This is a genomic window from Salinicoccus sediminis, assembly GCF_000986795.1.
Lineage (GTDB): Bacteria > Bacillota > Bacilli > Staphylococcales > Salinicoccaceae > Salinicoccus > Salinicoccus sediminis.
Genome location: NZ_LAYZ01000004.1, coordinates 18,067 through 32,528 on the forward strand (window position 1 = coordinate 18,067; position 14,462 = coordinate 32,528).

Annotated in this window: 16 protein-coding genes; 5 read left to right on the forward strand and 11 right to left on the reverse strand. The window is 51.2% G+C overall.

Going from position 1 to position 14,462, the window contains the following annotated elements; translation table 11 throughout:
* Positions 1-46 precede the first annotated feature (46 nt).
* The 3 genes from WN59_RS07055 to WN59_RS07065 all read right to left on the reverse strand — a co-directional run bounded on the left by WN59_RS07055 (position 47) and on the right by WN59_RS07065 (position 2,903).
* Positions 47-721, reverse strand: coding sequence for a ComF family protein (locus WN59_RS07055; RefSeq protein ID WP_046514951.1), 675 nt, complete (start codon positions 719-721; stop codon positions 47-49).
* Positions 718-1,968, reverse strand: coding sequence for a DEAD/DEAH box helicase family protein (locus WN59_RS07060; protein ID WP_046514952.1), 1,251 nt, complete (start codon positions 1,966-1,968; stop codon positions 718-720). The genes WN59_RS07055 and WN59_RS07060 overlap by 4 nt, the downstream gene beginning before the upstream one ends.
* 62 nt (positions 1,969-2,030) lie before the next feature.
* Positions 2,031-2,903 (reverse strand): DegV family protein, encoded by an 873-nt coding sequence (locus WN59_RS07065; RefSeq protein WP_046514955.1) that lies wholly within the window; start codon positions 2,901-2,903, stop codon positions 2,031-2,033.
* 107 nt (positions 2,904-3,010) lie between these two features.
* On the opposite strand from WN59_RS07065, the gene WN59_RS07070 reads away from it, so the two are divergent.
* Complete coding sequence (locus WN59_RS07070) at positions 3,011-3,640, forward strand: YigZ family protein (RefSeq protein WP_046514956.1); 630 nt, start codon at positions 3,011-3,013, stop codon at positions 3,638-3,640.
* Positions 3,641-3,643: 3 nt separating this feature from the next.
* Here WN59_RS07070 and WN59_RS07075 read toward each other — a convergent pair whose 3' ends face one another.
* Complete coding sequence (locus WN59_RS07075; RefSeq protein ID WP_046514958.1) at positions 3,644-4,696, reverse strand: glycosyltransferase family 4 protein; 1,053 nt, start codon at positions 4,694-4,696, stop codon at positions 3,644-3,646.
* 143 nt (positions 4,697-4,839) lie between these two features.
* On the opposite strand from WN59_RS07075, the gene WN59_RS07080 reads away from it, so the two are divergent.
* Both WN59_RS07080 and gdpS read left to right on the forward strand, forming a co-directional pair.
* Positions 4,840-5,799: an LCP family glycopolymer transferase gene (locus WN59_RS07080; RefSeq protein WP_046514961.1), complete on the forward strand. Its 960-nt coding sequence runs from the start codon at positions 4,840-4,842 to the stop codon at positions 5,797-5,799.
* Positions 5,800-5,822: 23 nt separating this feature from the next.
* On the forward strand, positions 5,823-6,875 hold the full coding sequence (gene gdpS, locus WN59_RS07085; protein ID WP_046514963.1) for a GGDEF domain-containing protein GdpS: 1,053 nt from the start codon (positions 5,823-5,825) through the stop codon (positions 6,873-6,875).
* 26 nt (positions 6,876-6,901) lie between these two features.
* Here the strand turns inward: gdpS and ytxJ are convergent, their stop codons facing one another.
* Positions 6,902-7,222: a bacillithiol system redox-active protein YtxJ gene (ytxJ, locus tag WN59_RS07090; protein WP_046514965.1), complete on the reverse strand. Its 321-nt coding sequence runs from the start codon at positions 7,220-7,222 to the stop codon at positions 6,902-6,904.
* A 106-nt stretch (positions 7,223-7,328) separates the two neighbouring features.
* Between ytxJ and WN59_RS07095 the strand changes: the two genes are divergently transcribed.
* Positions 7,329-7,577, forward strand: coding sequence for a hypothetical protein (locus WN59_RS07095; protein ID WP_046514967.1), 249 nt, complete (start codon positions 7,329-7,331; stop codon positions 7,575-7,577).
* 7 nt (positions 7,578-7,584) lie between these two features.
* On the opposite strand, the gene WN59_RS07100 is transcribed toward WN59_RS07095, so the two are convergent.
* Positions 7,585-8,487, reverse strand: coding sequence for an EMYY motif lipoprotein (locus WN59_RS07100; RefSeq protein WP_046514969.1), 903 nt, complete (start codon positions 8,485-8,487; stop codon positions 7,585-7,587).
* 176 nt (positions 8,488-8,663) lie between these two features.
* On the opposite strand from WN59_RS07100, the gene murB reads away from it, so the two are divergent.
* Entirely contained in the window at positions 8,664-9,602 is a 939-nt protein-coding gene (gene murB, locus WN59_RS07105; protein WP_046514971.1) for a UDP-N-acetylmuramate dehydrogenase, read from the forward strand.
* 59 nt (positions 9,603-9,661) lie between these two features.
* Here murB and WN59_RS07110 read toward each other — a convergent pair whose 3' ends face one another.
* The 5 genes from WN59_RS07110 to WN59_RS07130 all read right to left on the reverse strand — a co-directional run bounded on the left by WN59_RS07110 (position 9,662) and on the right by WN59_RS07130 (position 14,410).
* Positions 9,662-10,726, reverse strand: coding sequence for a siderophore ABC transporter substrate-binding protein (locus WN59_RS07110; protein WP_046514973.1), 1,065 nt, complete (start codon positions 10,724-10,726; stop codon positions 9,662-9,664).
* 97 nt (positions 10,727-10,823) lie between these two features.
* Positions 10,824-11,657 (reverse strand): iron ABC transporter ATP-binding protein, encoded by an 834-nt coding sequence (locus tag WN59_RS07115; RefSeq protein ID WP_046514976.1) that lies wholly within the window; start codon positions 11,655-11,657, stop codon positions 10,824-10,826.
* A complete protein-coding gene (locus tag WN59_RS07120; RefSeq protein ID WP_046515375.1) occupies positions 11,654-12,604 on the reverse strand; it encodes an iron chelate uptake ABC transporter family permease subunit in 951 nt (316 codons plus the stop codon). The genes WN59_RS07115 and WN59_RS07120 overlap by 4 nt, the downstream gene beginning before the upstream one ends.
* 1 nt (position 12,605) lies before the next feature.
* Positions 12,606-13,571, reverse strand: a complete 966-nt coding sequence (locus tag WN59_RS07125; protein WP_408005399.1) for an ABC transporter permease — start codon at positions 13,569-13,571, stop codon at positions 12,606-12,608.
* Between the two features lie 161 nt (positions 13,572-13,732).
* On the reverse strand, positions 13,733-14,410 hold the full coding sequence (locus WN59_RS07130; RefSeq protein WP_046514981.1) for an SDR family oxidoreductase: 678 nt from the start codon (positions 14,408-14,410) through the stop codon (positions 13,733-13,735).
* Positions 14,411-14,462: the final 52 nt, after the last annotated feature.

The following is a 14,462-nucleotide window of genomic DNA, read 5'->3' on the forward strand; positions in this document are numbered from 1 at the left end:
CCTCCTTCAATGCGTTATACTTCCTGCCTTCATTATATCAGAGTATTCAGGCTTTTGAAAACGTTAACACATCCGCCGCGTCAGGCTTCATGGTGTAAATTTTTTCAAGTGCCTGATGTACAGTGATACCGGTGGTATAGATATCATCCACGACCAGAACCCGCTTCCCCGCTAGACTTGAAGCGGCCCGGCCCTCCTTGAGATAAAACGGATTGGGCGCCGTAAGACGCGCGCGCTTGCCGAGTTCGGACTGCCGTGCTGCCTTGTCTGTGGCAAGGATATCCCGGTACGGGACCTTTGCCGCTCGAAGCACCATGGAAGTCTGATTGTACCCCCGCTCCTCCATCCTTGCGGCAGATACAGGGATCGGTATGGACATATCATATTCCCCGAAGCGGCATTTCAGAAACATCGCAATCACTTCACTGAGTGCCGCATCTTTTGTGAATTTATACCGGTGGAAAAGCATCTTCACTTCCCCCGTATAGTCCATCATGCACATGATCTTCCCGGGGCGCCTGTAATTCCCCGCGAGGAAGCGGCAGTCCGGGCAAGTGTCCTCCTCCCTGTCCACGAGGCGATGGCAGAAGCCGCACCGCCCGCCGGAACGCCACAGGGAAAGCTTTTTCCTGCACGGCATGCAGAGCGGTTTCCGGCGTTTGAACATCGTTATGAGATCGGCTTCCTCCCTGATGCGCGAGTGGCAGTACAGACAGATCATAATGTCGTCCTGCCGGCATTGAAGTTTTTGATGATCCTGATGGTCCGGCGGATATGGCCGGTGTTGTATTCAGCCAGGAACCATATATTCCCTACGGGGTCATCCGTTTTGCGCCCGGTCCGGCCGCATATCTGGACCAGGCTGTCCGAATTGAACGTTTCAGCGCCCACGACGATCACATCCAGGTTTTTGAACGTCACACCCCGCTCCAGTATGGTCGTCGTAAGCAGCACCCGTGTCCGGCCATTGCGCATGCTGTCCACTTTCCCGTACCTTTCCTCATCCCCGCTGTAGACTGAGTCGGCACCCGGAAATTTTGCGGCCACGAGCGGCTGGAGCTTCTCCATCAGGCTGATCTCCGGCACAAATACAAGGACCCTGCGCCCTTTTTCGAGTATGCCTGTAATCAGCCCTTCCAGCCCGGCAGGCAGCCTGCGCCTGTTGACATCTTTTGTAATGCCCTGCCACACGACCTTCGGTATGGCCAGGTCATGACCGTGATATCTCCGTGTAAGGGTCACCACATTTTCCGCTCCCGCAAATTCGATCATGCCCCTGTCCGGTGTGGCTGTCATCAGGACGGTGGTGGACGATGCGGCGGCGGCCCGGCGGACTGCATTCAACAGCTGTCTGTCCGAGGACATCGGGAATGCATCCGTCTCGTCCACGATGATCAGGCCGAAATGATCGATATAATTATAAAGCTGGTGCACAGTGCAAACGGTAAATCTGTGTTCAAACGTCTCCTTCACCCCGGTATAGAGCAGGTCGATGTCAGAATCCCTGAAGGCACCGCTCAGCCGGAGATGCACTTCCTTGACCACATCGATCCGGGGCGAGACGAAAGCGACATTCATCCCCCGCCGCCGGGCAAGTGAGATTGCCTCAAAAACGATCTCTGTCTTGCCCGCCCCCGTCACAGCATAGAGCAGCATGTCTGAATGTGCCGAGAGCGCTTCGACAATCCGGTCTGAGGCAGCCTGCTGCGCTTCGCTGAGCTCAAAGTCAAGATGATAGCGGCAAGGCTCGGGTTTCCTTGCCGTATGGATCACCCGGAGCGGCGTGACGCTGTCAGAGCGGCCGATGTTTACACACTTCAGGCAATAAACAACGTCCGTGCCGTGATATGCGGAGTGATATTTATAGAAATACCGTTTCATATCGTTGCTGCAGCGGTGGCAAATATACTTATCCGGGTCCACTCCCCGGTCCATGTAGATTTCGCCTTTCATATGTTTGATGATCATGTCTCCATCTCCTCACAAAAAAGACGCAGCCAAATAAGCTGCGTCATGAATATCCGGTTGTATTATACTTCTGTGTCCACTTCATATGTCGTATATCCGAGCCCGAGCGCACCCTCACCAAGATGCGTCCCGATGACGGGTCCGAAATAGCTCAGCCTGAAGGTTACCCCGGGATGCTTTTCGCGGAGCGCGGCGAGCCACTCTTTTGCCTCCGCTTCGGCATTGGAATGGATGACGACGGCAGTGACCGGTTTGCCTTTGTGCCGTTCCATCTCCGTTTCAAAAACGTCCTCCACTTTCTTCATCGCCTTTTTCTTCGTCCGGATCTTCTCATACGGCACAATCTGTGCCTCCTGGAACTCAAGAATCGGCTTCACTTTCAGAAGGCTGCCGATCATTGCCTGGGCATTCGTCAGACGGCCGCCCTTCTGGAGGTTCGTCAGTGTATCGACGATGAAGTACGCATTCGTATTTTTCTTGCGCTTCATTTCCTCGAGTTCCAAAAGCAGTGGCTCGAGCTCCATGCCGTCTTTGTGCTGCGCTGCATACAAGGCAAGGAAACCCTGGACATAGCATGCCACTTCGGAGTCCACGGCATGGACTTCTATCCCCTGCACGCTCTGTCCGGCTGCAATCGCATTCTGATAGGTGCCGCTGATTTTGCTGGAAAGGTGGACGCTTACAACGTCCGTATATCCTTCACGCCGCAATGTTTCAAGCAGCAGTATATAATCCCCGATCGAAGGCTGGCTCGTCCGTGGAAGTTCTTCCATATTGCGTATTCTGTCATAAAATTCATCGGGCGTTATCTCTTCATCTTCCTTGTATGATTCATCACCGATGACTACACTGAGAGGAATTGTGCGGATATCGTATTTCTCCTTCAATGCATCAGGCAGATAGGATGTCGAATCCACCACGACTGCAATCTTCATATGGGTTCCTCCAATTCTTCATTCACACTTAAAAATATTCTACTACACACTGCCCGTTTCCGTCCACGTCCGGCCATGTGTTAAAATACAATGGAGAGGTGAATCTAATGGAACAGCAGTATTTGAACAGACTCGATACAGATACGGAGACCATCATCAGCAAATCACGCTTCATTGCATACATCCGGCGCACACCGACAGAAGAGTCGGCGAAAGCGTTCATCAGCGACATTAAAAACCTTCATAAAGGTGCCAGCCATAACTGCAGCGCCTACATAATCGGCGAAAGTGCCCTGATCCAGAAGGCCGACGATGACGGCGAACCCGGCGGTACTGCCGGCGTGCCGATACTTGAAGTGCTGAAGCAGGAAGGCATGTATGATACCACCATCGTCGTGACCCGTTACTTCGGGGGCATCAAGCTCGGGGGCGGCGGACTGATCCGGGCCTATTCAGGTGCTGCTTCAAGTGCCGTAAAAGCATCTGGTAAAGTGGTGAAAATACCGGTAGTCCCGATGGAAGTGACGATGGAGTACACGAACACCAGCCGTTTCGAGCATTATCTCGGTGAGACTGATATTGAAATCAGGGACACCACCTATACAGACAGGGTCACCTACCTCCTCCATGTGAAGGAAGCCGACAGGGATGCCTTCACAGAGCGTCTGCAGGAGATCACAAAAAACACCCACGACCTTGATGAACACGATGTCATCCAGGCCGAGGGCGCCGTCTGATACTTATGAGAATATTTTATGCACGAACCGCCGCACAAAGTTGAGCACAGGCTTCCGGTCCGACTCCGCGAGGTCGATCGCCTCGACGACGATTTCTGTTGTAAAGATCAGCAGCAGCACGATGATTACCGAGCCCGGAATCGTCGACAGATACAATATGATGCTGCCGCCCGCATACAGCAGAGCGATGAAGTAGATCAGGATCACGCTCTCCATATGGGAATAGCCGAGGTTTCTCAGCCGGTGGTGCATATGGCTTCTATCCGCCTTGAAAAGGGACACTTTGCTGCGGTACCGCCGCAGGGCGGAAAATGCCATGTCGATGAAAGGCACCGCCAGGATGATGATTGGAAAGAACAGGGATATGAGCGTGATGTTCTTGAAGCCCATCAGTGAAACGACCGCCAGCACGAAGCCGAGCAGCATCGCACCGTTATCCCCGAGGAATATTTTCGCCGGGTGGAAGTTGTAGACCAGGAAGCCGAGACAGGATCCGATCAGTATGACACAGATCATCATGACGAACAGATTCCCCTGCAGTATCGTGATCAGTCCGATGCTTGACAGCGCGATGACCGATACGCCCGTCGCCAGGCCGTCGAGCCCGTCGATGATGTTGATTGCGTTGATGATGGCAATCATCCAGATCAGCGTTATCGGTATCGTCAGCATGCCGAAGTCGATCGACACGCCGAACGGGGTGATATTGTCGATCACGATGCCGTAATAGATCGGCACACTGCTCGCAAGCAGCTGTCCGATGAGTTTCAGAAGCGGCTTGAGGTCATATTTGTCATCGATGATGCCGACGATGACAATGATGGTGCCGCCGATGATGATGGATTTATATTCCGCCTCTATCGGACGCGCGATCATGATCCCGATCACCATGGAAATCAGAATTGCCACGCCCCCGAGATACGGTATCGGTTTGGCGTGGACCTTCCGGAAGTTCGGGTAGTCGACAAACCCGAATTTGCGGCTTCCCCATATGAATATCGGCATCAGAATCAGCGTTATTAAGAAAGACACCGTGAGTAAAAATAAAGTATACATATCATCACCATCTGTAAGATTTCCAATTTACTATATCATATTACTGTTTAAATATGGAATGTATATCGTGTTTTGCACAATAATAATTTTCATGTCGCCCGTTTCGTTGTATAATTGTATCAATATGAAAAAGGAGATTCATAATGAAAAGAACTGACAAAAAACGAATGCATCCGGCACTCAAAGTGCTGCTTGCGTTTTTGATTATTTCGGTACTGATTTTCGCAGGGATCATAGCTTACGTCTACATCAATCTTAAAGGTGCGGCCGACAAAATGTATGACGATGACTTCGCCGACTCGTCGTCGGAGATGAGGGAGACCGAGGTCAGCGTCAAGGACGGCGACCCGATCTCAGTCGTGCTGTTCGGTACAGACAGCGACGCAGAACGTGAATCACAATCCATGGGCCAGCGTTCGGATACGATCATGGTAGTCACCCTGAACCCGAATGCAGATGAAGGCAAAATTGTGAGCATCCCGAGGGATACACAGGCGGAAATCGCGGACCGGGGCTCTGTTGAAAAGATCAACCACGCCTATGCATACGGCGGACCGGAACTCGCCAAACGGACGGTCGAGAATTTCCTCGATACCCCTATGGACTATTTCGTTTCGATAGACATGGACGGATTTGAAAACATCGTCGATGCTGTCGGCGGTGTCACGGTTACGAGCCAGGATACTTTCGAGCAGTCCGGCTATTCATTCACAGAAGGCCAGACATACGACATGGACGGTGAGGAAGCCCTTGCCTTCTCAAGAAGCAGGAAATCCGCAGGTGCAGGCGGCGACTCCGGCAGACAGATGCGCCAGCAGCAGGTGGTCCAGGCGATTGCCGGCGAAATGGTGAGCCTTCAGACGATCACCAACTTCAATTCGATACTGGATGTACTGAGCGACAACATACGGACGAACATCCCGTTCGGGGAAATGAATGCACTCCGCTCCAACTATCAGGACGCGGCACAGAATGTCGAGCGCCTGACGCTTGAAGGGGTCGACGACCGCGGCCAGGACGGTCTCTGGTACTTCTTCCCGGATGACCAGTCCTACAATGATGTAAGGTCCGAGCTCCGTCAGAATCTGGAACTCGAAGAATAACAGCAGACAGGGAGGGATAGTATATGCTGATTGATTTTGTGCTCAACATATCGCTGACGATAAGCGGCATATATCTATTCCACCGCCTGCAGTATGCGGAAGACAGGCGTCTCATCGATTCGGGCATCTTCCAGGCACTGCTCATGACGACGCTTGCGGTGCTCCTTCTGATGGTGCCCATCCATGTATCAGGCATCACTTTCAGCCTTTACTTCATACCGCTGCTCATACTGGTCAAGTACAGCGTGCCCTATTATATGCTCGGCTCACTCGTTGTCGTCTATCTGTTCCACCATCTGATATTCGGCTACGGCTGGCAGGTCTATCTGATCTTCGCCGTACTGTACATCTTCGTCATGGCAATACTGCCTTTTCTTAAGTTTGAAAAGCTCAGGACACTGACCTCTGCATGCATCGCCTTCTCGATCCTGTATGTACTCGGCATCAATCTGCTGATCAGTGACCTGACCCTGTGGCAGATGCTGATATTCGTCGCCACAAGCACCACCGTCATGTTTTTTGCGATGATGATGTACGAGGACATCAATGCTATACTGAAGCTTCTGAAACGCTACGAGGAAGACGAATACAAGGATTACCTGACCCAGCTCGGCAACATCAAATCATTTGATGAGGAAGTCAACCTGCTGATAGACGAAAGTGAGACACTCAGCCTGCTGCTCATCGACATCGATAATTTCAAAGTCGTCAACGACACGCACAGCTACGCTTCAGGCGATGCCCTCATCAGGCAGATGGCAAACCTGCTTGACAACCATGTTCCGGGCGGCGGGTCTTTATTCCGCAACAGCGGCGAGGAGTTCGCCATGGTCATACCGAACCTGTCATTCGATAAGACGGTGCGGCTTGGCGAGGCGATCCGCAACAGTGTGGAGCGGGCGAGCTTCCATATCAGCGAAGAGGAGACCATCAGCCTCACCGTGTCGATCGGCGTGGGCTACAAGGATGAAGCCGATGTTACGAAGGGCAGGATGTTCACAGATGCCGACGATATGCTTCACGCAGCAAAAAAACAGGGGCAGAACAGGGTGATGTTCATCCCCTATCTAAGTTAAAAAGCCAATCCCGCCGGGGATTGGCTTTAATCTTCTACAGATGATAAAGTGCTCAATGTGATCTTCTGATGGGAATCATTCCATTTCGGCTCCCCGTCCACAAAATAGAAGGCCTGCGGGGATTCGTGCCTGATGCCGAAAGCTTCGCTTATATGATCGGAAAGCTGCCGGTGATCCTGGACGACCAGATAGTAACCGTCCATGTCCCTTTCATAGTGGAACTTCTGGAACTCTTCGAATGCAGCCGCCGAAATCGGGCAGGTGCTGCTGTGCTTCATGAAGAAGAAGGTCTTCTTTTCATCCAACAGCTTTTGAAAAGAGTCAATCGTTGTCGTTTTGGTTAACATTTCATCACCTTCTCAGTAAACTTTTACTAATTTATCATTTATCCTGAAAATAAGCAAATCTGTCTTTTGCCATATGTTATAATGACAGGGATTGGAGGTATTACCCATGAATAACAAATCGCTCAAACGCTGGACTTTCCTCGATACGATAAATGCTGCACTGCTCATCGTGGTCGTACTGTTCATGCTCGATTTCCAGAATAATGCGACTGTATCGTGGATCCTGCTTGCAGTGTTTGCATTCTGGGCTGTGACGGTCATACTGAGAAACGTCTTCATCACGAAAGTCATGAACGACCCGAACCACCCAATGCATCCCGGGCAGGCCGCACAAAAAAATAACACCAAAGAGTGAGAGTGGACTATTCGAGTTCACTCTCAATTTCGTCTATGCGGCCGTAATAATTCTCATCCAGCTTCTGGTATGTCTCCTTCATGGGAATGATGCTCTGCAGCTGCAGGCCCTGGAGAGTATCATTGTAAGTCATGGTATTCTTGCGCTCCTGGTAATACTTTTCAAACCCGTAGTACATTTCAAGCGACAGGCTCCGGATGCGGATTGCGCTTTCCGTCTCCAGGTTCATCTGGTTGAGTGATTCGATGTGCGCTTCAATGACGGGCATCATCTCCTCATCGATATGCCTCTGTTTTTCATCGATGGATTCGTCCCCCTGGAGCAGCTGTGATTCGGACTCCAGCGATTCGCTGTTCTCATTGATCTGTTCTATGAGGCCGTCGATCTCACGGACCGCCTCCCTGTCGTCGGTGTTCTCTATGATTTCGTCCCGCTCCTTCTGATTTTCCATAAAGGACTGGCTCAGTTCGATGAGTTCCTCATTCGATCGGACCGACATCAGATAGGCTTTTACATACTCATCCAGCTGGCGCGCAAAATCCTGTTTGATTTCCACGCTTTCACTGAATGAATCATGCATTTCAGCCAGTTCTTCATTGTTCACTTCAACGGCTTCGATCTCCTCCGCCATCTGCTCGGCGACCGGCAGTATGTCCTCCTCCAATTTCGTGCTGATCGACTCCAGACGTTCCGTGTCGACATCCACACTTCTAGAGGACAGCTCTTCAGGCAGATACTCGTAATCGAGTGAGTCGGCCGCTGATGTAAATTCTTCATCGAGCGCATGGATCTCCTCCATATCCGCCATGTATTTCTCCATATCTTCTGCGAGTGCATTTGAACACCCGGATAGGACAATCAGGCCGACCATGAGGATAAGTCCCGACATATTTTTCAAAGAATGATGCAAAAGGTGTCACACCCTTGTTCTAGTATCGTTGTGTTACACTTGCTGTCAGTGGCTAAACAAAATATAGCACACAACAGATTAGTGTACAATGCGCTTAATCTACCATCCCATTTCCAAAAACGGGCCACTTCCATTATAATATACATAGTCAATCCCACTCGAAAGGAATTACTACGGTGAATACTACGCAAACCGAAAAAGATCTGAAGGCACTCCTTCTGGATCCTGATATCAAAGTATATGAACCATTAAAAAACTACACCTATACAGAGACTGGCGGACCCGCCGACTACTACGTCACGGTCCATAATGTCGAGGATGCCTGCCGGGTGCTCCGCTACAGTGCCCAGAACCACATACCGGTCACATACCTCGGCAACGGCTCCAACATCATCATCCGTGACGGCGGCATCAGGGGCATCGTCCTCAATCTGCTCGAACTCGATCATCTTGAGGAAGAGGCGGGCATCATCACTGCAGGCAGCGGCAGGGCGATCATCGATGTTTCCAATTTCGCATACGAGCGGGCGCTCGCCGGCCTGGAGTTCGCCTGCGGCATTCCCGGAAGCGTCGGCGGCGCGGTCTATATGAATGCGGGCGCATACGGCGGGGAAGTGAAAGACTGCCTCCTCGAAGTCACTGCAATAGACAGGGAGGGCGAAATCATCACCCTCAAAAATGAGGAGCTCGGACTCGGCTACCGCAAAAGCATCGTCCAGGAGAACGACTATGTCGTAGTGGAAGCGAAATTTGCGCTGAAACCGGGGGATGCTGCTGACATAAAAGCCATCATGGATGACCTCACATACCGCCGGGAATCGAAGCAGCCCCTGGAATTCCCGTCATGCGGCAGCGTGTTCCAGCGCCCGCCGGGCAATTTCGCCGGGAAACTGATCCAGGAGGCCGGACTCCAGGGACACCGCATCGGCGGCGTTGAAGTCTCGACGAAACATGCCGGTTTCATGGTCAATGTCGACAGCGGTACAGCCGGTGACTATGAAGACCTGATCCGGCATGTCCAGGACGTCATACTGGATGAGTTCGGTGTACAGCTGAACCGGGAAGTCCGGATCATCGGCGACCCCGTATATAAACGTGCAGACAGGCATAAATGATATGCACAGAGCAAACCACCCCGCCCGGAGACCCGGACGGGGTGGTTCAATGCATTCAGCTATTTCATTTCAGCCATGCCCGCTTCAATTTCCTCAAGCTGGGCCATGCCGCTCAGGTAGCCGCCTGAGTTCAGGTACCATGACTGCGGATTAAGCTCGATGATATTGTTGTTCTCAACGGCCTCAACACCCTGTGTGACGTCATTTTTGACAACATCAACCGGTGTCGCCTCACCTTCGGAAACAGCGGCACCCCTGTCCATCACGAGCATTACGCCCGGATTGGTCTCAGCGATGAATTCGAAGCTGACCTGGTTGCCGTGGTCATCTGTCACTTCGTCTTCCTCCTGATCGCCCGCGGAAGTGAATCCGAGGTCCTCATAAAGGAAGCCGTAACGGCCGCCCACACCGTGGAATGAAAGATCTCCGCCGTTCGTCTGGATGAAGAGCATATCTTTGTCCGCTTCGGTCACTGTCTGATTCACTTCATCGAGTTTTGTCTGCATGTCAGAGACCAGCGCGTCTGCTTTATCCTCGACATCATACATTTCTCCGAGGAATTCTGTCATATCCATGATGTCCTGGAAGTAGCTGTTGCTGTCAGCAGCGACGAAGACGATCTCCGCATCAGGCGCCGCAGCTTTCATCTCTTCGACGGTCTGGGTGTTTGACTGGCGTCCGTGGATCATGATCACTTCCGGCTGCAGTTCCGCAAGTGTCTCGAATTCATCCGGTTTCAGACCGCCGAGGTTTGCATACTCATCGGATTCGAATTCTTCATTCACCTCTGAAAGTGATGCATTGTTGTCGCCTTTCGGCAGACCGATGATATTCTCTTCAATTCCCAGTGCCTTGAAAGTGGATGCCACACCGAGGTCGTAGATGGCAACTTTATCGGAGTTCTTTGGAAGCTCAACCGTTTCATTTACTTCTGTTGTATCGCCTTCTTCGCCTCTTGCAGGTCCCATTTCGAAGCTGTTCTCATAAGTGATCGTCTCACCTGAACCTTCCTCCGCACCTGCTTCGTCAGTTTCAGCGCCTTCTCCCGATGATTCTCCGCCGCATGCTGCAAGTACAAGCACCATGGCCATGGCGGACATTAAGTAAAATTTCTTAAAATCCATTGTAATACCTCTCCCGTTAAGTATATTTTCAGCCCCCGCTAAAATTATAAATACATCCGATTAAAGCCGCCACCACCTCCTTTAAGGGTCAGGCGCATCACGCTCTCAGCTGCTCATGCGCCACCGTCTGTGCATATTCCTGTGCGTCATCTTCTGTAACGTCACCCGCCTGGTCATCGAAATATATGCAGATGTTATGACCGAATATACACTGTATGTTGATTTCCATTTCGTATATTTCCTCGAGTATGTTTTTCTTGATCACTTCATGCTTCGTCCCGCTGACGGCAACCCTGCCGTTCTTCAGTGCGATGATATTGTCGGAATAGCAGGAGGCGAAGTTGATGTCATGGATGACGATGATGATCGTCTTGCCCTTCTCGCGCACGAGCCTCCTCAGAATCTGCATGATCTGCACGGAGTGCTTCATATCAAGGTTGTTGAGCGGCTCATCCAGGAAGATATATTCCGTATCCTGGACGATTGTCATCGCAATGTAGGCGCGCTGCCTCTGTCCGCCGGAGAGCTCATCGATGTAGCGGTCCTCGAGTTCCCCGAGTTCCATATATTCTATCGCTTCGTCTATGATCCTGTGGTCCTCATCCTTCAGGCGGCCCTTGGAATACGGATAGCGCCCGAAGCTGACCAGCTCGCGCACCGTGATCTTCAGCTCAAGATGGTTCGTCTGCTTAAGTATGGATATCCGTTTGGCCAGCGCATTGTTCGGCTGGGTGAATATGTTGTCACCTTCGATCAGCACTTCGCCGCTGTCTTTATCGAGCAGCCTGGTGACCATTGAAATGACAGTACTTTTACCTGCGCCGTTCGGACCGATCAAAGAAGTGATCTTACCTTTTTCGATTGACAGTGACACGTCGTCGACTACTTTCTTCTCACCATATGACTTAGCAATATCTCTTACCTTTATCATACTTTACTCCTCCTAAGCATTAGATAAATGAAGTATAATCCACCAACCAGGTTGATGATGACACTCAGTTCCACTCCGCCGTCGAACATGAACTGTATCGCCATCTGACCGAGCACCAGTGTGAGGACACTGATCAGCACCGAACCGATGATCAGGTAGAGGTGCCTGTATGTGCTGAACAGCTCATGGGCGATGTTCACGACCAGCAGTCCCAGGAACATCATCGGACCGACAAGCGCTGTTGCCGCCGAAACCAGGATCGCAATGACGATGAGCAGCTGGGATACTTTCCTGTCGTAGTCCACACCGAGGTTCATGGCATGATCCCGGCCGAGCGACATGACATCGAGTGAATTGAAATCCCTGAGTACATAGAGCACGGACAGGACAACGATGACGCCCGTGATTCCGAGCAGTGACTCATCGACTGCACTGAACGAGCCGAACAGGCTGTTCTGCAGGATGAGGAAGTCCTCGGGGCTGATCATCATCTGCATGAATGTGGCCAGGTTGCCGAACAGGGTGCCGAGAATGATACCGATGAGCAGCAGCAGAAACACATTGTTCTTCGTGAATCTGAATAAAAACCTGAAGACAAACAGCGTGAAGATTACGAGCAGCAGCATGCTGACGAAATAGTTCGCCTTGCTGTTCAGCACAATCGCCGAAGATGCACCGCCGAAAAATATCATGGATGTCTGTATGAATACATAAACGGAGTCGAGCCCCATTATGGACGGCGTCAGAATCCTGTTTTTGACTATCGTCTGGAATATCACCGTCGAGACCGCGATTGCAACACCCACGATGACAATCGCCGCAATCCGCTTCACCCTCGACGGCAGCTGATAGAAGTAGATTGCCGGATTCAGGTCATAGAGCATGTACAGGGCGACAGCCCCGATGGTAATAGCCGTCAATATCAATAACACCTTATTATTCGTCATTTTAAGCATTGGCCCCGGCCCTCCTGAATATCAGGAATAGGAAAACGAAGCCGCCGATGATCGCAATGGTCAGCCCCACTGAGATTTCATACGGGTAGATGACGACACGGCCTATCACATCACATATCATGACGAACACCGCCCCCAGCACCGCCGTCAGGAAAATGGTGCTCCGGAGATGATCGCCCCTGAACACCGAGACGACATTCGGCACGATCAGCCCGAGGAACGGCAGCATACCGACTGATACGACGACCAGCGCGGTTATGACTGCTGTGATGAACAAACCTATGTAAAGTACTTTCTGGTAGTTGAGACCCAGGTTCTTGGAGAAGTCCTCTCCCATGCCTGCAACAGTGAACTGGTTTGCGTATAACAGCGCCAGTATGAACAGCGGAATACTGATGTAGAGAATTTCATACTTGCCGGCAACGAGCGTGGAAAAACTGCCGTGCATCCAGCCGGAAATCGCCTGGAGCATGTTCGTCCGGAGCGCGATGAAGGTGCTGATGCTCGAAACCACACCGCCCAGCATCAGACCGATGAGCGGGACGAATATGATGTCCTTGAACTTTATCCTGTTGATGATCTGCATGAAGAGCAATGTGCCGGCGACCGCCAGGATGGAGGCGAATGCAAGCCTGCCGAGCATGCTCACCCCCGGGAAGAACACAAGGCCGATAAGGATGCCGAGCTGCGCCCAGTCCATCGTGCCTGCTGTCGTCGGGGAGACGAATTTATTACGCGTCAGCTGCTGCATGATCAGCCCGCAGACTGCAAGCGATGCCCCGGCAATGATAATCGATACAGTACGAGGCAGCCGGCTGTTCAGAAGTATGCTCTGCTGATCTTCACTCAGGCTGAATATATCTCTCGGATGCAGTTCAACAACGCCTACAAACATAGACAGAACCGATAAAAGCAAAAGTAATACTATGAGTACGTCTAATCTGAATAATTTTCCTATCATAGAAAGCCACCTTAACTGATAATGATTATCAATGATAATCATGATTCCAATTATACATTGAAATATTTGATTTTCAACTGAAGTTTGAATATTTACATATAAAAAAATGGGCCGTCTGTTATGACGGCCCGTTTTGTTCACAAAACATTAACAATTGTCTAGTTGATGATGATTGTTTCCCCTGTCGGGGCGCTCCTCCCGCCGGACAGGATGGACATCACTGTGCGGAGCGCCTCCGGATTGGAACGCTCCGGCGACTCTCCTTCTCTGATAGAGGGACGGTAGCTGAGTGCATAAACATCCACGTCCTCTTTCCTGAGTTCAATCGCCGTGGAATGCGTGAGCGCTTCGATTGCGCCCGTCACCGTGTAGTACAGGTTCCTTTCGAACACATCTTCAAATGAAGGCTCGATGACGTTGATGATCTTGGCGTCCCGTTCATCCTTCAGCATCGGACGGAGCGTGCGGATGCCGAGATATGTCCCCCAGACATGTTCATACATCACCTGGTTGAACTCGTCGAAAGAAACATCATACACCGAGCGGTTCTCAGTGAAAATCGTATGTACAAGTATGATGCCGTTCAGTGTACTGTACTCTTCCTGTATTTCCTCCATGATGGCCATCCAGTCGATCTCCTTCGACTGCTCGAGCATGACCACCTTATGTTTCCCTTCCGAACTTTCCTGAAGTTCTTCCAGGAGGTTGTCCAGCTCAATATGGTCGACGCCGGCCAAAATCACGTTCGCCCCCTGTTCCGCCAAATCCATCGACAGCTCTCTGCCCAGTGATTTCGCGGCGTTTGACACAACATACGTCTTATCCTGCAACTCCATGGCTACCTCCTGAATTTCTGCAATGAATTATATATATATTGTAAACCTTAAC